At 73.1% G+C, this 19,952-nt stretch carries 14 protein-coding genes; 6 read left to right on the forward strand and 8 right to left on the reverse strand.

Annotated elements, in window-relative coordinates:
- Positions 1-215 precede the first annotated feature (215 nt).
- Entirely contained in the window at positions 216-791 is a 576-nt protein-coding gene (locus tag ABTX81_RS25575) for a hypothetical protein (protein ID WP_350549680.1), read from the reverse strand.
- A gap of 10 nt (positions 792-801) precedes the next feature.
- Positions 802-2,481, reverse strand: coding sequence for a C40 family peptidase (locus ABTX81_RS25580; RefSeq protein WP_350549683.1), 1,680 nt, complete (start codon positions 2,479-2,481; stop codon positions 802-804).
- A gap of 348 nt (positions 2,482-2,829) precedes the next feature.
- Between ABTX81_RS25580 and ABTX81_RS25585 the strand changes: the two genes are divergently transcribed.
- Together ABTX81_RS25585 and ABTX81_RS25590 are read left to right on the forward strand one after the other, a co-directional pair.
- Positions 2,830-4,011 carry an inorganic phosphate transporter gene (locus tag ABTX81_RS25585; RefSeq protein WP_350549686.1) on the forward strand — a complete coding sequence of 394 codons (1,182 nt, stop codon included), beginning with the start codon at positions 2,830-2,832 and terminating at the stop codon, positions 4,009-4,011.
- 28 nt (positions 4,012-4,039) lie between these two features.
- Positions 4,040-4,294, forward strand: a complete 255-nt coding sequence (locus ABTX81_RS25590) for a hypothetical protein (protein WP_350549688.1) — start codon at positions 4,040-4,042, stop codon at positions 4,292-4,294.
- Positions 4,295-4,539: 245 nt separating this feature from the next.
- Here ABTX81_RS25590 and ABTX81_RS25595 read toward each other — a convergent pair whose 3' ends face one another.
- Both ABTX81_RS25595 and ABTX81_RS25600 read right to left on the reverse strand, forming a co-directional pair.
- Positions 4,540-6,033 carry an MDR family MFS transporter gene (locus ABTX81_RS25595; RefSeq protein ID WP_502892860.1) on the reverse strand — a complete coding sequence of 498 codons (1,494 nt, stop codon included), beginning with the start codon at positions 6,031-6,033 and terminating at the stop codon, positions 4,540-4,542.
- 177 nt (positions 6,034-6,210) lie between these two features.
- A complete protein-coding gene (locus tag ABTX81_RS25600) occupies positions 6,211-6,699 on the reverse strand; it encodes a MarR family winged helix-turn-helix transcriptional regulator (protein WP_350549694.1) in 489 nt (162 codons plus the stop codon).
- A 112-nt stretch (positions 6,700-6,811) separates the two neighbouring features.
- Here ABTX81_RS25600 and ABTX81_RS25605 point away from each other — a divergent pair, with 112 nt between their 5' ends.
- A complete protein-coding gene (locus tag ABTX81_RS25605) occupies positions 6,812-7,903 on the forward strand; it encodes an ABC transporter permease (RefSeq protein WP_350549697.1) in 1,092 nt (363 codons plus the stop codon).
- Positions 7,904-7,930: 27 nt separating this feature from the next.
- On the opposite strand, the gene ABTX81_RS25610 is transcribed toward ABTX81_RS25605, so the two are convergent.
- The 4 genes from ABTX81_RS25610 to ABTX81_RS25625 form a co-directional block, all read right to left on the reverse strand.
- A complete protein-coding gene (locus ABTX81_RS25610) occupies positions 7,931-9,157 on the reverse strand; it encodes an ROK family protein (protein WP_350549699.1) in 1,227 nt (408 codons plus the stop codon).
- A gap of 79 nt (positions 9,158-9,236) precedes the next feature.
- A complete protein-coding gene (locus ABTX81_RS25615) occupies positions 9,237-9,761 on the reverse strand; it encodes a GtrA family protein (protein WP_350549702.1) in 525 nt (174 codons plus the stop codon).
- Positions 9,762-9,850: 89 nt separating this feature from the next.
- A complete protein-coding gene (lon, locus tag ABTX81_RS25620; RefSeq protein ID WP_350549705.1) occupies positions 9,851-12,241 on the reverse strand; it encodes an endopeptidase La in 2,391 nt (796 codons plus the stop codon).
- A 137-nt stretch (positions 12,242-12,378) separates the two neighbouring features.
- Positions 12,379-13,170 carry a rhomboid-like protein gene (locus tag ABTX81_RS25625; RefSeq protein ID WP_350549708.1) on the reverse strand — a complete coding sequence of 264 codons (792 nt, stop codon included), beginning with the start codon at positions 13,168-13,170 and terminating at the stop codon, positions 12,379-12,381.
- Positions 13,171-13,731: 561 nt separating this feature from the next.
- On the opposite strand from ABTX81_RS25625, the gene ABTX81_RS25630 reads away from it, so the two are divergent.
- The 3 genes from ABTX81_RS25630 (at position 13,732) to ABTX81_RS25640 (ending at position 19,728) form a co-directional block, all read left to right on the forward strand.
- On the forward strand, positions 13,732-14,460 hold the full coding sequence (locus tag ABTX81_RS25630) for a response regulator transcription factor (protein WP_350549711.1): 729 nt from the start codon (positions 13,732-13,734) through the stop codon (positions 14,458-14,460).
- 84 nt (positions 14,461-14,544) lie between these two features.
- Positions 14,545-15,675 carry a sensor histidine kinase gene (locus ABTX81_RS25635; protein WP_350549714.1) on the forward strand — a complete coding sequence of 377 codons (1,131 nt, stop codon included), beginning with the start codon at positions 14,545-14,547 and terminating at the stop codon, positions 15,673-15,675.
- A gap of 303 nt (positions 15,676-15,978) precedes the next feature.
- Positions 15,979-19,728 (forward strand): multifunctional oxoglutarate decarboxylase/oxoglutarate dehydrogenase thiamine pyrophosphate-binding subunit/dihydrolipoyllysine-residue succinyltransferase subunit, encoded by a 3,750-nt coding sequence (locus ABTX81_RS25640; protein WP_350549716.1) that lies wholly within the window; start codon positions 15,979-15,981, stop codon positions 19,726-19,728.
- Positions 19,729-19,952: the final 224 nt, after the last annotated feature.

A 19,952-nucleotide genomic window follows, 5' to 3' on the forward strand; every position in this document is an offset into this window, starting at 1 on the left:
CCGGTGTCGAGCTGCGGGTGCTCTCCGGTCAGGACGAGGCCCGGCTGACCTTCCTGGCTCGAACCGAGCGAGGGCCGCCGAGACCGGGTGAGAGGGGGGTGGACAGATGCGGAGTAGGAAGTCGGCCTCACCGACTTCCTACTCCGGCCCGGGCGCGGCCGGCGGTTCTCTCTGTGGCTGATCGGCGTGCCGCGAGGGCCAGGAGCAGGAGGTGGTCAGCCGTCGTAGTACGTCAGGAAGTCGGCGATGAGGTCGGGTGGGTTGGCGGCCGTGGTGGCCTCTTCCTCCCAGCCGGGGCTGTCCATGTCGAACACGACGATGGGCAGGGGGCGGCCGAAGATCCGCGCTACGGTGCCGCTCGCGTTCAGGTCGCGGGCGAGGGCGATCACGGTCTCCTGGAAGTGGGCCCGCAGCCGGTCCGCCTTGGCGGCGACCCCGGCGTCGTCCAGGCGGCGGCCGAGGTCGAACGGGCCGTCGTACCAGAGGCCCGACCGCCCGGCCTCCGCCTCCCACAGCGCGCCGCCGACCGGGTCCTCGGGGACGTGGCCGAGCCGGTCGAAGCCCTCCAGGATCCAGTGGGCGTAGTTCCAGCGCGCTTCGTCCGGGTCGGCGTCCGCCGCCGCCCGGTACCGGCTCTCGGTGTTGTGGCCGATGTCGACGTACGGACGCCGGTCGTCGGCGTCCGTCCGCCAGATGTTGAAGGCGAGGACGTAGACCTCGGACCTCACCCGCTCGGGCAGCCGTTCCAGGATGCCCGAGCTCGCCCGCCGCAGATGGGCCCCGAACGTCACCGGCGGCGGGTCAGTTCTGGGTGGGCGAAAGGCTCCCCGAGGCCGAACCCGTGGCAGAGGCGCTGCCCGAGGCCGTGGCGGTGGAGGAGCCGGTGGCGGTCGGCGAGCCGGTACCCGTGCCGGTCGGAGTGGACGTCGGGGTGGACGTCGGGGTCTCCATGGGCGTGCCCGTGGGAGTGCCGGTCGGCGTCCCCGTAGGCGTACCGGTCGGGGTGGACGTCGGGGTCTCGGTCGGCGTGCCCGTGGGAGTGCCGGTCGGCGTCCCCGTAGGCGTACCGGTGGGCGTCCCCGTCGGGGTGCCGGTCGGGTCCGGGGTGCCCGGCGTCGGGGTGGGCGTGGACGGGTCCGGCGTGCCCGGGGTCGGGGTCGTCGGAGTGACCGGCACCACCGGGACGACCGGCGGCACCGGCGTCCCCGGGTCGACCGGCGGCTGGTTCAACGGGCTGGACGCGATCGGCGTGACCGCGTCCCAGCCGGCCGGCAGGTCCGGCACCTTCCAGGCGCCGCCCGCGTTGTCGGCCGCGCCGTCCGGGTCCGGCCGGACCGCGCCGAGGATCGGGTTGGCCCCGATCGGCCCGACCTTGACGTACGAGCCCGGCCGCGGCGCGTGCACCACGAGCCCGCCGCCGATGTACATCGCGACGTGCGTGGCGCCCTCGAAGTAGATGATCAGATCGCCCGGCCGCAGCTGGTTGAGCGGAACGTGCTGGAGCTGCGCCCACTGCTCCTGGCTGGTGCGCGGGATCGGCTTGCCGGCGTGCAGCCAGGCCTGCGAGGTGAGCCCCGAGCAGTCGAAGACGTCCGGCCCGGCGCCGCCCCACACATACGGCTTGCCCAGCTGGGCGAGCGCCCAGGCGACCGCGGCCCGCCCGCCCAGCGAGGGGGTGCGCTCGCCCTGGCCGAGCACCCCGGTGGCGAGGAAGGCGAGCTGGGCCTCATCGGCCTTCGCCTTCTCGACCTGCTCCAGCTCGGCGCGCTGGGCACCGGTGAGCGAGGAGACCAGCTGCTCGACGGCGGCGAGGTCGGCGGCGACCTTGGCCTTGGCGGCGTCCTGCTGGGTGACCAGCGCCTGCGAGGTGCCGAGCGCCTCCTCGTTCTGCTTCTGCAGCACGCCCAGCGCGTCGCGGTCGGCGGTCAGCTTGTTGAGGAACTCGTTCTGCGAGCGGCTGGCGGCGGCGAGCAGCTCGGCGATGGTGACGGCCTCGTACGGGTCCTTGGAGAGCAGCAGCTCGGCGTAGGCGGAGGCGGAGCCGTTGCGGTACTGGGCGGCGGCGAGCTGGGCGGCGATGTCGGTGCCGGCGTCGACCTGCTTCTGCTGGCGCTCCAGCTTGCCCTTGAGCTCGGCGAGCGCGGCCTGCTGCACGGCGACCTTGTCGACGGCCGCGTTGTACTGCTCGGTGGCCGCCTCGGCGCCCTGGTAGAGCGCGTGCAGCTGGTCGAGCAGCGGGCCGAGGGTGGCCTTGGCCTGCGCGAGCGGGTCGCCCGCGGCGTCGGCGACCGGAGGAGCGGTGGTGGCCGTCGGGGCCGGGTCGGCCCAGGCCGCACCGGTGGCCAGCGGAAGCGACAGCGCGGCGGCCGCGAGGACGGCCCCGCAGCGCAGTGCCGCCCGGACCCAGGCGGGTCGCCCGCCCCCGGCCGCGCCCGTCAGTCGTCCGCCCGTCGGCTCCGCACGCCGTACCGCCCCGCCCATGGGTCTCGTCCTCCCCGCCCGCCCGCGCTCCGGCGTCCCCGGACCTCCGGCTGATCCTGCCACGGGTTACTCGCCGGAAACAGACCGCACCCGTACGGCTCGGTGAATTTTTCGCCCTGCCCGCGGGGCAACGTGTGAGGCAGCTCTCAGCAAATGGGGCGAAGCGGACGGATCTCCACTAATGTCCTGCTCAGCACGGCGGACGCCACCCATCAGAAAGGTCCCGGCAACCCCTCCGACACCGTCGGAACCTCGATTCCGATGCCAGTTCACCTTCCGTTCACCAAGCGTCCCTACCGTCGCGCACGACACCAACGTCAGTGCGACAACTACGACGATTGTTTGGGTATGGAACACATCTCGTTCCTGGTGGCCGTTGTGATCATCACGGCGCTCGCCTTCGACTTCACCAACGGGTTCCACGACACCGCCAACGCGATGGCCACCTCCATCGCGACGGGAGCCCTCCGGCCGAAGATCGCGGTCGCCATCGCGGCCCTCCTCAACTTCGCGGGCGCGTTCCTGTCCGTGAAGGTCGCCACCACCATCTCCGGTGGCATCGTCAACGAGAAGACCGGCATCCATCCGGAGATCATCTTCGCCGCACTGGCCGGCGCCATCCTCTGGAACCTGCTGACCTGGCTGCGCGGTCTGCCGTCGAGTTCCTCGCACGCGCTCTACGGTGGCCTGATCGGCGCCACCGTGGTCGGCGTCGGCGCCAACGGCGTCAACTTCGACACCGTGGTCAGCAAGATCCTCATCCCGGCCGTCGCCTCCCCGCTGGTGGCCGGCCTGGCCTCCTGGGGCGCCACCAAGCTCGCCTTCGCGATCACCCGCAAGAGCGGCGAGGAGACCGTCGGCAAGGGCTTCCGCACCGGCCAGATCTTCTCCTCCTCGCTTATCTCGCTGGCGCACGGCACCAACGACGCCCAGAAGACGATGGGCATCATCACCCTGACCCTGGTCTCGGTCGGCGCCCTGCCGAAGGGCGCGCTGCCCCCCACCTGGGTCATCGTCTCGGCCGGTGCCGCGATCGCGCTGGGCACCTACATGGGCGGCTGGCGGATCATCCGCTCGATGGGCAGCGGCCTGGCGGACATCACCCCGCGTCAGGGCTTCGCCTCCGAGTCGGCCGCCGCCACGGTCATCCTGACCTCCTCCAGCATGGGCTTCGGCCTCTCCACCACCCAGGTCTGCTCCGGCGGCATCATGGGCGCCGGCCTCGGCGGCCCGAAGGCCGAGCTGCGCTGGGGCATGGTCCGCCGCATGGTCTACACCTGGGGCCTGACCCTGCCCGCCGCCGCCACCGTGGGCGGACTCGCCGCCTACCTGGCCGAGCGGGGCAACTGGGGCGTCGCCCTGGTCGGCGCCGCACTGGTGGCCGGCTCGGCCGCGATGTGGGTCATCTCCCGCCGCCAGCCGGTCGACGCGGACAACGTCAACGACACCACCGACGTCACCCCGGTCGAGGTCGCCCCGGCCGCCGTGCCCGCCCCGACCACCCCCGCCTCGACCACGGTCGCGGCCTGACCGCCGCCGGCTGAGGAGCTTCAACACCATGCACATCAAGTGGAACGCCCTGGCCCAGACCGCCGGTGTCAGCTTCGGCATCACCGTCGGCGTGGTCGCCGTCTTCGCGCTCGGCATCCTGGCCCTGTCCCGCCGCGAGGCCGCGCTCACCGCGCGCCGTGAGGCGGCCGGCCCGGGCACCGCGGTGACCGGCGGCCGGCTGGCCCTGGCCGGCGCGTACACCTGCTTCGCGGTCTGCGGCGCGGCCGTCCTCTACGGCCTGTCGCTGATCGCCAACAAGTAGTCGGAACGCCGGGGGCCGGGAGCGCATCACCGCTCCCGGCCCCCCGGCGTTCCGCGACGCCCCGGCCGGCCGGTCCCGCCTCGCCGTGGGCGACGAGCGCGGTCCGCCCCCGGCACCCCGCGCCGCCTCCCGCGCGAACCGCGCGGTGACGGGGCCCGGCACGCGCGCGGCCGCCCGACAGCACGCCGGAGGGCCGGGAGTGGATCACCACTTCCGGCCCTCCGGCGTTGCGGCACCCGGCGGCGTCAGTCCTGGCCGGTGCGCAGCGCGGTCTCGCGGATGAACAGCACGGTGACGAAGGCCAGCAGCGCGAACGGCGCCGCGACCAGGAAGATCACGCCGACGCCGTGCCCGAACGCGTCGGTGACCAGCGGCACCAGCTGCGCGGGCAGCTTGTGCAGGTCCGGGATGCCGCCGCCGAGCGAGCCGCCGCCCGCCGGGACGCCCGCGTCGGCCAGGTTCTCGGCGAGGTAGTGGCCGACCCGGTTGTTCATCAGCGCGCCGAGCGCCGAGACGCCCATCGCGCCGCCCATGGTGCGGAAGAAGGTGACCACCGAGCTGGCCGCGCCGAGCTCGGCGCGCGGCACGGTGTTCTGGACGGCGAGGACGAGGTTCTGCATGGTGAGGCCGAGGCCGACGCCGGTGACCGCCATGTAGACGGAGAGCAGGACGTAGTCGGTGTCGGCCCGGGCGGTGCCGAGCAGGCCGAAGCCGACGGCCAGCAGCAGCGTGCCGGCGACCAGGTAGGCCTTCCACTTGCCGTACTTGGTGATCAGCTTGCCGGCGACGGTGGAGGAGACGGCCAGGCCGAGGATCATCGGCAGGGTCATCAGGCCGGCCACCGTCGGCGACTTGTCCCGGGCGAGCTGGAAGTACTGGCTGAGGAAGGTGGTCGCGCCGTACATCCCGATGCCGACCAGGACGCTGGCCAGCGCGGCGAGGGTGACCGTCCGGTGCTGGAACAGGTGCGGCGGGATGATCGGCTCGGCGGCGCGGCGCTCGACCACGACGGCGAGCGCGCCGAGCAGCAGGCCGCCGCCGACCATGGCCGCGGTCTGCCAGGAGAGCCAGGCGTAGTTCTTGCCGGCCAGGGTGATCCAGATCATCAGCAGGCTGACCGCGCCGGTGATCACCAGGGCGCCGAGGTAGTCGATCTTCACCTGACGCCTGACCACGGGCAGCTTCAGGGTGCGCTGCAGCACCAGGATCGCGAGCAGCGCGAACGGGATGCCGACGTAGAAGCACCAGCGCCAGCCGAGCCAGGAGGTGTCCACGATGACGCCGCCGATCAGCGGGCCGCCGATGGTGGCCAGCGCGAAGACGGCGCCGAAGTAGCCGCTGTACCGGCCGCGCTCGCGCGGCGGGACCATCGCGGCCAGGCAGATCTGGGCGAGGGCGGTGACACCGCCGGCGCCGATGCCCTGGAGGGCGCGGCAGGCGATCAGCTGGCCGGTGTTCTGGGAGAGGCCGGCCAGCGCGGAGGAGGCGATGTAGATGACCAGCGCGATCTGCAGCAGCAGCTTCTTGCTGGCGAGGTCGGAGAGCTTGCCCCAGATCGGGGTGGAGGCGGTGAGGGTGAGCAGCGTCGCGGTGATCACCCAGGTGTAGGCGGACTGGCCGCCGTGCAGGTCGGTGAGGATGCGCGGGAGCGCGTTGGAGACGACGGTCGACGAGAGCACGGCGACGAAGAGGCCGAGCAGCAGGCCGGAGAGAGCCTCCAACACCTGCCGGTGCGTCATCGGTTGGTCGGTCGTGTCGGCGGCTCCGGTCGCGGCAGGCGTGGCGGTGACGGTCATCGAGGTCCTTCGGAATAGTTGCCTGTGGCAACCATAAGGCCGATGGTTGACCTAGGCAACATTCGTCAAGAACAAGTAAAGCCCGGACCGATCCCGGTCCGGGCCCCTGGCGTCCGCCGCTCAGCCGGCCGGTACGGCCGCCTCGCCGACCACGTCGTTGAAGCGGTGCAGCAGCTCGGCGAAGCGCACCACGTCCTCCTCCGGCCAGCTGTCCATCAGCTCCCGCACCCGGCCCATCCGCGCCGTCCGGGCGGTCAGGAAGCGCCGCCGGCCGTCCTCGGTGAGCGAGACCCGAGCGGAGCGGCGGTCCTGCGGATCCGCCTCGCGGGCCAGCAGGCCCAGCTCCTCCAGCGCCCGGATCTGCCGGCTGATCGTCGCCTTGCCGACCGCGAAGTGCAGGCCGACGTCGGTCACCCGCACCGGACCGGCCTGTTCGACGTAGCTCAGCAGGCTGTACGCCATGCCCTCCAGCTGGGGGTGGACCCGGCGGGACAGCTCGGACATCCGGGCCCGGCCGCGCCGGAACAGCACCCCCACCTCGCGCTCGACCGCCATCAGGGGGTCCTCGCCCCGCCGGTCCTCGACGCGGTCTTCGTTCGGCGTACTCACCGCGCCAGTATCCCGCAGCACACCCGGGGCGCCCCCGGCGCGGGAGAAACCTCGGCGAAACTAGTTCATGCTATTAAGTACCCGGTTTCCCCCCATACGCAAGGAGATGTGCATGAGCGCCCCAGGGCAGCAGGAACCAGGGCCCACCGCGGCACCGGAGCGCACCGCCGGGCCGGAACCGAAGAAGGGCTTCGCCGCCGAGCTGAAGGGCGCGGTCACCCCGCGCGCCGCACTGCTGGTGATCGGCGTGCTGCTCCTCCAGCTGGGCTTCGTCACCTCCTACGTGGGCGCGCTGCACCAGCCGAAGCCGCACGAGCTGTCGATCGCGGTGGTCGCCCCGCCGCAGGTCGCCCCGCAGCTGGTCCAGGGCCTGGAGTCGGTCCCGGACAACGCCGTGAAGGCCTCCACCGCGCCGGACGCGGAGAGCGCCACCCAGCGGCTCAAGGACCAGGAGATCTACGCCGCGCTGGTGGTGAACCCGGCCTCCACCGAGGACGTGCTGCTGGTCGCCAACGCGCGCGGGACCTCCGCCGCCAAGGCCGCCGAGAGCATCGTCACCGGGCTGGAGAAGAGCCAGGGCCGCACCGTCGTGGTCCAGGACGTCGTGCCGCTCGCCAAGGGCGACGCCAACGGCCTCTCCTCCTTCTACCTGGTGATCGGCTGGTGCGTCGGCGGCTACCTGGTCGCCTCGATCCTCGGCGTCAGCGCCGGCGCCAAGCCGGCCAACACCCACCGGGCGCTGATCCGGCTCGGCACGCTGGCGCTGTACTCGCTCGCGGCCGGCATCGGCGGCGCGCTGATCGTCCAGACGATCCTGGACGCGCTGCCCGGCCCGTTCTGGGCGCTCTCCGCCGTCGGCGCGCTGGTGGTCTTCGCGGTCGGCGCGTTCACCATGGCCATGCAGTGCCTGTTCGACATCATCGGCATCGGCGTCGCGGTGCTGCTCTTCGTGGTGCTCGGCAACCCCAGCGCCGGCGGCGTCTTCCCGCCGCCGCTGATGCCGCCGTTCTGGCGGGCGATCGGCGCCTGGTTCCCGAACGGCGCCGGCACCGACGCGACCCGCTCGATCGCCTACTTCGACGGCACCGCGCTGACCCAGCCGCTGCTGGTCCTGCTGGCCTGGGCGCTGGTCGGCGTCGGCATCACCTTCGCCGCCGTCCTCGGCAGGCCCTCGCGCCTGAGCCGCGAGCTGGTCAAGGGCTGAGGCCCCGCCGGGACCGCTCCGCCGGCCCTACCGGGACTGGTCCGCCAGCCGGCCCGGGTCGGCGAGCAGCGCCCGGACCACGCCGACCGCGGCCCCCAGCAGGGGGCCGCGGCGGCCCAGCCGGGAGACCGTCAGCCGCTCGTGCGACCAGGGGCGGACGGTCACCCGGGCGGCCAGCTCGGTGCGCATCGCGGGCAGCAGCCAGGGCGCCAGCTGGGCGTAGCCGCCGCCCAGCACCACCTCGGACGGGTCGAGCAGGTTGACCGCCCCGGCCGCCGCGATGCCCAGCGCGGTCCCGGCGCCGCCGAGCGCCGCCCGCACCTCCGCGTCCCCGGCCTCGGCCCGCTCGGCGAGCAGCGCCACCCAGTCGCCCCGGATGCCCTCGAGCCCGGCCGCGCGCAGCACCGCCGACTCCCCCGCGTACTGCTCCAGGCAGCCGTGCGCCCCGCAGGCGCAGCGCGGCCCGCCGGGGTGCACCGGGACGTGGCCCAGCTCGCCCGCGTAGCCGCGCGCGCCGCGCAGCAGCCGCCCGTCGACGACGATCGCCGAACCGATCCCGGCCTCGGCGGAGACGTGCAGGAAGTGTTCCGGCCCGCCGCCCAGCCAGAGCTCGGCGAGCCCGCCGAGGTTGGCCTCGTTGTCGGCCCGCAGCGGGAGCTCGGCCAGGTCCTCGGCGTTGGCGGCGCGCAGCGCGAGCCGCAGTTCGGCGGCGACCGGCACGTCCCGCCAGTCCAGGTTGGCGGCCCGCTGGAGCAGCGCGCCGTCGGCCCCGACCAGTCCGGGCACGGCCAGCGCCAGCCCGGCCGGGCGCAGCCCGGCGTCGGTGGCGGCCCGGCGGAGCAGTTCGGCGAGATCGGCCATCACGGCGGCGGGCCGCCGGTCCCGGTTGCGGATCTCCTGGCGGCGCCAGGCGCGGACCTCGCCGCGCAGGTCGACCACGCAGGCGCCTAGGTGTTCCACCCCGATCTCGGCGCCGAGGCCGGCCGGGCCGTCCGGGTTGAGCCCGAGCGCGGTGCCGGGGCGGCCGACCTTGCCGCTGGGGGTGGTGGGCCCCTCCTCGACCACCAGTCCGGCCGCCATCAGCTCCTCGGCGAGCGAGGAGACGGCGGCCCGGGTCAACCCGCTCTCGGCGGCCACCTCGGCGCGTGAGCGCGGGGTGCGGGTGATCACCCGGAGTACCAGCGCCAGGTTGGCCCGGCGCATCCCCTGCTGGCTGGCCGGCCCGGTCCCCCGGGGGACGTCCGTCTCACGCATCGCCCTCACCCGCTCCGGCTTCCGCTGGCTGCCCCGGCCGACCCCGTCCGCGAACCGTCGACCGCCCCCGCCTGCGAGCCTATGGCCAGCCGTCGGGGCCCGCCCCGCCGACGGTCGGGACGGGTTGCTCCACCCGGGTGAAGACCCAGCGCCGCATGGCCCAGAAGCGGAACATCATCGCCGCGAAGGTGCCCAGCACCATCCCGCTCAGGAAGTCGGCCACCTCCTGGGTGACCGGGCTGACCCACGGCTCGCGCAGGTCGAACAGGTAGCGCGAGACGATCAGCGGCAGCACGTTGACGCCGATGGCGATCGCGCTCACCAGCAGGAACAGCACCGGTTCCCGCCGCCGCCAGGAGGAACGGAAGGCCCACCGCCGGTTGAGCAGGTAGGAGACGGCGGTGCCGGCCACCGTCGCCACGGTGAGCGCCGCCACCGGCTTGTGCGCCAGCACGGTGAGCCGCAGCGCGTAGTTGATCAGCAGCGTCAGCGCGAAGCAGCCGCTGCCGACCAGCAGGAACTTCACCAGGCTCCGGTGCCGGACCAGGAGGGGTCGCACCCGCTCCGGCACCCGGGCCAGGACGCGCTGGGTCAAGGACGGCACCCTCGCAGTCTGGCACGCGCCCCGCGGCCCGTCCCGTCCGGCGGAGTGCCGGGACGGACGGGCCGCGGGGCGGTCCGCGGGCCGGCCGGTCAGGCCGCCGCCACCAGCACGGCGGCCGGCTCCAGGGCCAGCGCCAGCACCTCCCGGACGTCCGCGACCGGGTGCACGGTCAGCCGCTCCAGCACCTCCGCCGGGACGTCGTCCAGGTCGGGCTCGTTGCGCTTGGGGATGATCACCGTGGTGATCCCGGCCCGGTCGGCGGCGAGCAGCTTCTGCTTCACCCCGCCGATCGGCAGCACCCGCCCGGTCAGCGACACCTCCCCGGTCATCGCCACGTCGTTGCGCACCTTGCGCCCGGAGAGCAGCGAGGCCAGCGCCGTGGTCATGGTGATGCCGGCGCTCGGCCCGTCCTTGGGGACGGCCCCGGCCGGGACGTGCAGGTGCACGCCGCGGTCGCGCAGCGAGGTGACCGGCAGCTCCAGCTCGGCGCCGCGCGAGCGCAGGTAGGAGAGCGCGATGTGCGCGGACTCCTTCATGACGTCGCCCAGCTGGCCGGTCAGGGTCAGCCCGGTGCCGCCGGTCTCGGCGTCGGCGAGCGAGGCCTCGATGTAGAGGACGTCGCCGCCGGCCCCGGTGACCGCCAGGCCGGTGGCCACGCCGGGCACCGCGGTGCGCCGCTCGGCGGGCTCCTGGGCCGCCTCCGGGACGTGGTGCGGCCGGCCGATCAGGGCGCGCAGGTCCTCGGCGCCGATCGCGGCGGGCAGCTCGCGCTCCCCCAGCTCGTGCTGCGCGGCGATCTTGCGCAGCACCCGGGCGATGGCCCGTTCGAGGTTCCGGACGCCGGCCTCGCGGGTGTACTCGCCGGCCAGCCGGCGCAGCGCCGGCTCCTCGACCGCGACCTCGCCGCCGCCCAGTCCGGCCTTCTCCAGCTGGCGCGGGAGCAGGTGGTCGCGGGCGATGACGACCTTCTCGTCCTCGGTGTAGCCGTCCAGCCGGACCAGCTCCATCCGGTCGAGCAGCGGCTCGGGGATGGCCTCCAGCACATTGGCGGTGGCGAGGAAGACCACGTCGGAGAGGTCCAGCTCGACCTCCAGGTAGTGGTCGCGGAAGGTGTGGTTCTGCGCCGGGTCGAGCACCTCCAGCAGGGCGGCGGCCGGGTCGCCCCGGTAGTCCGAGCCGACCTTGTCGATCTCGTCGAGCAGGACGACCGGGTTCATCGAGCCGGCCTCCTTGATGGCGCGGACCAGCCGGCCGGGCAGCGCGCCGACGTAGGTGCGCCGGTGGCCGCGGATCTCCGCCTCGTCCCGGACCCCGCCGAGCGCGACCCGGACGAACGTACGGCCCATGGCGCGGGCCACCGACTCACCGAGCGAGGTCTTGCCGACGCCGGGCGGGCCGACCAGCGCCAGCACCGCGCCTCCCCGGCGGCCGCCGACCTGCCCGAGCCCCTGGTCGGCCCGGCGCTTGCGGACGGCCAGGTACTCGACGATGCGCTCCTTCACGTCGGCCAGTCCGGCGTGGTCGGCGTCCAGCACCGCGCGGGCGCCGGCGATGTCGTAGGAGTCCTCGGTGCGCTCGCTCCAGGGCAGCTCCAGGACGGTGTCCAGCCAGGTGCGGATCCACGAGCCCTCGGGCGACTGCTCGCTCGAACGCTCCAGCTTGTCGACCTCCTTGAGCGCGGCCTCGCGGACCTTCTCGGGCAGGTCGGCGGCCTCGACCCGGGCGCGGTAGTCGTCCTCCTCGCCGGCCGGGTCGCCGTTCAGCTCGGCCAGCTCCTTGCGGACGGCCTCCAGCTGGCGGCGGAGCAGGAACTCCTTCTGCTGCTTGGCGACGCCCTCCTCGACGTCCTTGCGGATGGTGTCGTTGACCTCCTCCTCGGCGAGGTGGTCGCGGAGCAGGCCGAGCGCGTACTCCAGTCGCGCGACCTGGTCGGCCTCCAGCAGCACCTTGAGCTTCTGCTCGGCGGTGACGAAGGAGGCGTAGCCGATGTTGTCGGCGAGCTCGCCGACGCCCTCGATGGCGGCCACCCGGTCGACGATCTGCCAGGCGCCGCGCTTGCGCAGCCACTGGGTGGACAGGCTCTTGTACTCCCTGACCAGTTCGGCGGCGCGCCCGGCCACCGGGGTGCCGACCGAGGACTCCCGGAACGGCGTGGTCTCCACCCAGAGCGCGGCGCCCGGCCCGGTGGTGCCGACGCCGATCCGCACCCGGCGCACCGCGCGGACCAGCGCGGCCGGGTCGCCGTCGGCCAGCCGGCCGACCTGCTCGACGGTGGCGAGGGTGCCGGCCGCCGCGTACGAGCCGTCCACCCGCGGGACCAGCAGGACCTGGGGCTTCCCGGTGGCGGCGGCGCGCGCGGCCTCGACGGCGGCGCGGACCTCGGTGTCCTTCAGGTCCAGCGGGACCACCATGCCCGGCAGGACGACCTCGTCGTCGAGCGGCAGCACGGGCAGGGTGAGCGGTGTGGACATCGATGCCATGATCTCTCCCCAGTCAGCGAACTTGAGTCGACCTGACTAAGGCCACGCGGCCGCCGGATGTTCCCCGGGGTGCGTTCGCCGTGAGCGAACGGTGAAGGATCCCTGGTCCTCCCGTCAAAAACCGGGCGGGGACCGGCTCAGAAGCGCTCCAGCACCGCCGCCCGGCGCGGCGCGGACGCCGGCGCGGGGTTCGTCCGGGGGCGCCCGGCGGACGCTCCGAGCCGGGTACTGCGCGGCCGGGTCCCGTCCCAGCGGCGCAGCCACCGCCACAGCGCCACCCCGGTCAGCAGCGCCGCCGGGTGTCCGACACCGGTGACGAGGTCCCGGTCGCCGGCGATCTGCTCGGCGATCAGCGCCGCGGCCAGCCCGAGCACGACCACCCGCCCGCCCGGCCGCAGCAGCCCGGCCAGCGCGCCGAGGCTGGCCAGCACGCCGTAGCTGACGCCGATGTCCAGGTAGTCCATCGCGGCCGGCTCCAGCCGCCCGCTCTCCACCGCGACGATCACCACACCCTGGGAGAGCAGGGTGGCGCCGATGTGCCCGGCGGCGAAGACGGCGGCCGCCCGGGCCGGGCCGACCCGGCGCTCCAGCGGCGCGACGGTGAGGGCGAAGGCCCACAGGTAGGGCACCCAGTCCGGTCCGGCCACCCAGAAGCCGCTGAACACCAGCGCCCGCAGCGGGTGCTGCAGCAGGTTGTGCCCGTCCGAGCTGGACGCCTCCTGGAGCCGGTGCACGAGGTCCGGGTCGGCCAGCCCGGCGAAGGTGGTGGTGGCGCCGACCACGGCGAGGTAGCCGAGCGCGAAGGGGTTGCGCCGGGGGGTCGGCACCCGCGCGAGCAGCCAGTGGACCGTCCCGGCCCGCAGGCCGTGCCGGAGCATGCCGTACGGCGGCGGCCCGCCGCGCCCGGCGCGCACCTGCCGCTCCGTCATGCCGCCTCCGCTCACCGCCCGCAGCCGCCTCGTCCCCGCGCGTGTCCAACGTACCGGCGCGCCCGGGAAATCCCGCCCCCGCGATTTGTCGTGGTCACGGTACGACCGGCGCCTGGGAGCCCGCTGGGAGAACGCTGTGCGCGGCCGGTTCGCGGGGTGGTCGAATTGGTCCAGACCTTCTCCCCCTATACGGACTCCCATCCCCGCTGACCGGCGGCTTGGCGCCGACTGATGTGCATACATACCGTCACGGAGTGAAAAAACGCCGGGTAAGGTATCGGCCCGTGCCCACTTCCGAGTGGGTCCGACGGTCGGCCCGGCAAGCCGGCCCGCGGGCCGGAAATGTCCGGTCCACCTGCCGGGAATCACCCGCTGTCCGTACGCTGCGAGGTGTGCGGGAGAGGTGAGCGGCGCACGCGCGCTCGCCGATCCCGCGAAACGCGACGGGACGGCGGACCCGGCACAGTCCACGACGGAACAAGACTACGAGCGGAGCCTTCGCCATCCCCACAGAGATGGCCGGCCCGCAGCCCTGGGGGCGGTGGCGTGACCGTGACAGAAATGCAGCAGGACAACCAGAACGCCGGCGGCACGGTGAGCAGTCAGCGCAGAGTGCTGGTGGTCGAGGACGAGCCCACGATCGCCGAGTCCATCGCGGCCCGGCTGGGCGCGGAGGGCTTCAAGGTCGCCGTGGCCCACGACGGCCCGGGCGCCGTCGACGGCTTCCACACCTGGCAGCCCGACCTCGTCGTCCTCGACATCATGCTGCCCGGCTTCGACGGCCTCGAGGTGTGCCGCCGGATCCAGGCCCAGCGCCCGGTACCGGTCCTGATGCTCACCGCGCGGGACGACGAGACGGACCTGCTGGTCGGCCTCGGCGTCGGCGCCGACGACTACATGACCAAGCCCTTCTCCATGCGCGAACTGGCCGCCCGGGTCAACGTGCTGCTGCGCCGCGTCGAGCGCGCCCAGCAGGCCGCCCGGACGCCCGCGCTGGGCAGCCTGCGCTTCGGCGAGCTGGAGATCGACCACGTGCAGCGCCGGGTCCGGCTGGCCTCGGGCGACGTCCACCTGACGCCGACCGAGTTCGACCTGCTCGCCTGCCTCGCCGCCCAGCCGCGCGCCGTGCTCACCCGCGAGCAGCTGCTGGCCGAGGTCTGGGACTGGACGGACGCGTCCGGCACCCGCACCGTCGACAGCCACGTCAAGGCGCTGCGCCGGAAGATCGGCGCCAGCTGGATCCGCACCGTGCACGGCGTCGGATACGCGCTGGAGGCCCCGCTCTCGTAGCGGCACACCTTCGGACACCGGGCCGCCGGGGGGCCCGTGTCCCGGACCGCCGTGCGCACCCACGCGGGGGATCACAGGGGACCAATGACCTTTCCACAGCAACGCAACGGGGATCTCGACGGCAGCCGGCCGCCCACCCTGGCCGCCCGCGCCGCGAAACGGGTCTGGGCCGACATCCGGCCGCTCGACCCGGTCCGCTCGATCAAGGGCAAACTCGCCCTCCTGGTGATCGTCTCGGTCTTCCTGGCCACCGGCATGGTGGTCGTGGCGATCCGGTCCGAGACCCAGATCCGGATCATCATGATCTTCTCGATGATCGCCTCACTGCTCTTCATGCAGTTCCTCGCGCACGGGCTGACCGCTCCGCTGCGCGACATGACCGCCGCCGCCCGCGCGATGGCCTCCGGCGACTACAGCCGCCGGGTCGAGGTGAACTCGCGCGACGAGATCGGCGAGCTGGCCGCCACCTTCAACCAGATGGCGGCCGACCTGGAGGCGGCCGACCGGCACCGCCGCGAACTGGTCGCCAACGTCTCGCACGAGCTGCGCACGCCGATCGCCGCGCTGCACGCCGTGCTGGAGAACGTGGTCGACGGCGTCGTCCAGCCCAACCCGGCGACCCTGGGTGCCGCGCTGGAGCAGACCGAGCGGCTCGGCCGGCTGGTCACCCACCTGCTCGACCTCTCCAAGATCGACGACGGCGTGGTCGACCTGGACGCCCGCCCCTTCGAGGTGCGGGAGTTCCTGGACGGCGTGCTGCGCGGGGTCACCGTGGACGGCGCCACGGCGGGCGGGGCGTTCTCCCGGCGCGGGGACGTCCGGCTCGCGCTGGAGGTGAGCCCGACCGGCCTGACCGGCGTCGCCGACCCGGAACGGCTCCACCAGGTGGTCGCCAACCTGGTCGACAACGCCTGCAAGCACTCCCCGCCCGGCGGCACCGTGACGGTCCGCGCCCGCCCCGGCGAGGGGCCGGGCGCGCTGCTGCTGGAGGTCGAGGACGAGGGTCCCGGCATCCCCGCGGCGGACCGGACCAGGGTCTTCGAGCGGTTCGGCCGCAGCGGCACCGCGACCGCCGCCGGGCCGGGCGCGGACGGCGGGACCGGGCTCGGCCTGGCCATCGCCCGCTGGGCGGTGGACCTGCACGGCGGGCGGATCGAGGTGGCCGAGGCGGCCCGGGGCTGCCGGATCGAGGTCCGGCTGCCCGGCCCGCGCTGAGCGGCGGGTGCGGGACCCGGGCTCCGGGTGAAGCGGACGAATGTCACAGATCCGACACAGAGCTTCGCCCGGGGCCCAAAACCTACTTTGTCCGTTTTTGACCGCATTTGGTGGGTGGTCGGAACCGGTCGCTTCCCCTCCGATCCGGGTTTCTAACGCACATTTTCAGCCAAACCGCAGGTCAGGACTGTGATCTGGGCGACGCCTGCGCCCCGGGGACTGCGCGATCACTGGTCGGAGGCGTAGCCTTAATCCCCGCTGTCCAAACATCCCAAAAGGAAGCGGAAGAGGGCGGTTGCCGCCGTGTCGCCACAGTCCCCTGAACACCCCAACAGCTCGGCAAGCTCCACTGGCTTCGGCCCCAATGAGTGGCTCGTCGACGAGATCTACCAGCAGTACCTCCAGGACCCGAACTCGGTCGACCGAGCCTGGTGGGACTTTTTCGCCGACTACAAGCCCGGTACCGAGGTGACCCCAGTGACCCAGGCCGCGACCCAGGCCGGCGCTACGCCGACCCCCGCCGCCGCCCCCGCGCCCGCCGCAGCTCCGGCCGTCCAGGCCCCCGCCGCTCCGGCCGCCCCCGCACCGGTGCAGCCCGCCCCGGTCGCCGCGCCGCTCGCCGCCGCCCCCGCCGCTCCGCCGGCCCCCAAGGCCGCCGCCCCGGCGCCCGCGCCCGCCGCCGAGGCCACCGGCCCCGAGCTGGTCCAGCTGCGCGGCCCGGCCAAGGCCGTCGCCACCAACATGGACGCCTCGCTGGAGGTGCCCACCGCGACCTCGGTGCGCGCCGTCCCGGCGAAGCTGTTGATCGACAACCGCATCGTCATCAACAACCACCTGCAGCGCGCCCGCGGCGGCAAGGTCTCCTTCACCCACCTGATCGGCTACGCCCTGGTCCAGGCCGTCAAGGCCTCCCCGGGCATGAACCACAGCTACAAGGTGGAGGACGGCAAGTCCTACCTGGTCAAGCCCGAGCACGTGAACCTCGGCCTGGCCATCGACCTGGTCAAGCCGAACGGCGACCGCCAGCTCGTCGTCGCGGCCATCAAGAAGGCCGAGACCCTCGACTTCTTCGGCTTCTGGCAGGCCTACGAGGACATCGTCCGCCGGGCCCGCGCCAACAAGCTGACCATGGACGACTTCACCGGCGTCACGGTCTCGCTGACCAACCCCGGCGGCATCGGCACCGTGCACTCCGTGCCGCGCCTCATGCAGAACCAGGGCACCATCGTCGGCGTCGGCGCCATGGAGTACCCGGCCGAGTTCCAGGGCTCCGCCCCGGAGACCCTGGCCCGCCTCGGCGTCTCCAAGATCATGACGCTGACCTCGACCTACGACCACCGCGTCATCCAGGGCGCGGCGTCCGGCGAGTTCCTGCGCACGATCCACCAGCTGCTGCTCGGCCAGAACGGCTTCTACGACGAGATCTTCGAGTCGCTGCGGATCCCGTACGAGCCGGTCCGCTGGGCCACCGATGTCGCCACCACCCACGACGACGAGGTCAACAAGACCGCCCGCGTCATGGAGCTGATCCACTCCTACCGGGTCCGCGGCCACCTCATGGCCGACACCGACCCGCTGGAGTACAAGCAGCGCAAGCACCCCGACCTGGACGTCACCACCCACGGCCTCACCCTGTGGGACCTGGAGCGCGAGTTCGCGGTCGGCGGCTTCGGCGGCCAGCGGATGATGAAGCTCCGCGACATCCTCGGCCTGCTGCGCAACACCTACTGCCGCACCGTCGGCATCGAGTACATGCACATCCAGGACCCGAAGCAGCGCAAGTGGCTGCAGGACCGCCTGGAGAAGCCGTACACCAAGCCCGAGCGCGAGGAGCAGCTGCGCATCCTGCGCCGGCTGAACTCCGCCGAGGCCTTCGAGACCTTCCTGCAGACCAAGTACGTCGGCCAGAAGCGCTTCTCGCTGGAGGGCGGCGAGTCGCTCATCCCGCTGCTCGACGCCACCATCGACGCCGCCGCCGAGCACCGCCTCGACGAGGCCGTCATCGGCATGGCCCACCGCGGCCGCCTGAACGTGCTGGCCAACATCGTCGGCAAGCCGTACGGCAAGATCTTCGGCGAGTTCGAGGGCAACCTCGACCCGAAGTCGATGCACGGCTCCGGCGACGTGAAGTACCACCTGGGCTCCGAGGGCACCTTCACCGGCCTGGACGGCGAGACCATCAAGGTCTCGCTGGCCGCCAACCCCTCCCACCTGGAGGCCGTGGACCCGGTCGTCGAGGGCATCGCCCGCGCCAAGCAGGACATCCTGGACCAGGGCGGCACCACCTTCCCGGTGCTGCCGATCCAGATCCACGGCGACGCGGCCTTCGCCGGCCAGGGCGTCGTCGCGGAGACCCTGAACATGTCGCAGCTGCGCGGCTACCGCACCGGCGGCACCGTGCACGTCGTGGTGAACAACCAGGTCGGCTTCACCGCCGCCCCGGCCTCCAGCCGCTCCTCGATGTACTGCACCGACGTGGCCCGCATGATCGAGGCCCCGATCTTCCACGTGAACGGCGACGACCCGGAGGCCGTGGTCCGCGTCGCGCGGCTCGCCTTCGAGTTCCGCCAGGAGTTCCACAAGGACGTGGTGATCGACCTCATCTGCTACCGCCGCCGCGGTCACAACGAGGCCGACAACCCGTCGTTCACCCAGCCGCTGATGTACGACCTGATCGACAAGAAGCGCTCGGTGCGCAAGCTGTACACCGAGGGCCTGATCGGTCGCGGCGACATCACCATGGAAGAGGCGGAGCAGGCGCTCCAGGACTTCCAGGGCCAGCTGGAGAAGGTGTTCGCCGAGGTCCGCGACGCCGCCCAGGCGCCGGCCTCCGCCACCGGCGGCAAGCCGGTCGCCGACTTCCCGGTGACCATCCGCACCGGCATCTCCCAGGAGATGGTCAAGCGGATCGCCGCCTCGCAGGTCAACCTGCCGGACTGGCTGACCGTCCACCCGCGCCTGCTGCCGCAGCTGCAGCGCCGCGCCGGCTCGGTCGAGGACAACACCATCGACTGGGCGATGGGCGAGACCCTCGCCATCGGCTCGCTGCTCATGGAGGGCCACCCGGTCCGCCTGGCCGGCCAGGACAGCCGCCGCGGCACCTTCGGCCAGCGGCACGCCGTCCTGATCGACCGGGCCACCGGCGAGGACTACACCCCGCTGCAGTACCTCACCGAGGACCAGGCCCGCTACACCGTGTACGACAGCCTGCTGTCCGAGTACGCGGCGATGGGCTTCGAGTACGGCTACTCGCTGACCCGCCCGAACGCGCTGGTCATGTGGGAGGCGCAGTTCGGCGACTTCGTCAACGGCGCGCAGACCATGGTGGACGAGTACATCGCCTCCGCCGAGCAGAAGTGGGGCCAGCACTCCGGCGTCACCCTGCTGCTGCCGCACGGCTACGAGGGCCAGGGCCCGGACCACTCGTCCGCCCGCCCGGAGCGCTTCCTGCAGCTGTGCGCGCAGAACAACATGACGGTCGCCATGCCGACCCTGCCGTCGAACTACTTCCACCTGCTCCGCTGGCAGGCGCACAACCCGCACCACAAGCCGCTGGTCGTCTTCACCCCGAAGTCGATGCTGCGTCTGAAGGCCGCGGCGAGCTCGACCGAGGAGTTCCTGTCCGGCTCGTTCCGCCCGGTCATCGGCGACACCACCGTCGACCCGGCGCAGGTCCGCAAGGTGGTCATCACCGCCGGCAAGTTCTACTACGACGTCGAGGCGGCCCGCGCCGAGCGCGGCATCACCGACACGGCGATCGTCCGGGTCGAGCGGCTCTACCCGCTGCCGGTGGCCGAGCTCCAGGAGGAGCTGGCCCGCTACGGCGAGGACGTCCAGTTCGTCTGGGCCCAGGAGGAGCCGGCCAACCAGGGTGCCTGGCCGTTCATCGCCATGAACCTGGTCGACCACCTGCAGGTCGTCATCGGCCGCAGCGCCGGCGGCTCGCGCCTGCGCCGCGTCGCCCGCACGGCCTCCTCGGCCCCGGCGGTCGGCTCGGCCAAGCGGCACGCCGCCGAGCAGCAGCAGCTGCTGGAGGAGATCTTCACGCTCTGACCCTCCGGTCGGCCGCGTGAGTGCCTGCACCACGGCCCCCCGTTCCCCCGCATTCCGGGGGAACGGGGGGCCGCCGCCGTTCCGGGGTGCACGGGGTGTGTGCGAAGGTCCCAGCTCTGCAACCAAACCGGCACCGACCTGCGCGGAGTCCTGACGGGTCGATAGGTTATGGAGCGCCAGACCGCCGCCCGGGCGCCCGTCGCCGTGCCCGCTCCCGGCGGTCG

The organism is Kitasatospora sp. NPDC097605 (assembly GCF_040302725.1).
GTDB lineage: Bacteria > Actinomycetota > Actinomycetes > Streptomycetales > Streptomycetaceae > Kitasatospora.

Coding starts and splice junctions, on each gene's coding strand:
- ABTX81_RS25580 (WP_350549683.1), bottom strand. CDS start 2,481: ATGGGCGGGGCGGTACGGCGTGCGGAGCCGACGGGCGGACGACTGACG.
- ABTX81_RS25585 (WP_350549686.1), top strand. CDS start 2,830: ATGGAACACATCTCGTTCCTGGTGGCCGTTGTGATCATCACGGCGCTC.
- ABTX81_RS25590 (WP_350549688.1), top strand. CDS start 4,040: ATGCACATCAAGTGGAACGCCCTGGCCCAGACCGCCGGTGTCAGCTTC.
- ABTX81_RS25595 (WP_502892860.1), bottom strand. CDS start 6,033: ATGACGCACCGGCAGGTGTTGGAGGCTCTCTCCGGCCTGCTGCTCGGC.
- ABTX81_RS25605 (WP_350549697.1), top strand. CDS start 6,812: ATGAGCGCCCCAGGGCAGCAGGAACCAGGGCCCACCGCGGCACCGGAG.
- ABTX81_RS25610 (WP_350549699.1), bottom strand. CDS start 9,157: ATGCGTGAGACGGACGTCCCCCGGGGGACCGGGCCGGCCAGCCAGCAG.
- lon (WP_350549705.1), bottom strand. CDS start 12,241: ATGGCATCGATGTCCACACCGCTCACCCTGCCCGTGCTGCCGCTCGAC.
- ABTX81_RS25625 (WP_350549708.1), bottom strand. CDS start 13,170: ATGACGGAGCGGCAGGTGCGCGCCGGGCGCGGCGGGCCGCCGCCGTAC.
- ABTX81_RS25630 (WP_350549711.1), top strand. CDS start 13,732: ATGCAGCAGGACAACCAGAACGCCGGCGGCACGGTGAGCAGTCAGCGC.
- ABTX81_RS25635 (WP_350549714.1), top strand. CDS start 14,545: ATGACCTTTCCACAGCAACGCAACGGGGATCTCGACGGCAGCCGGCCG.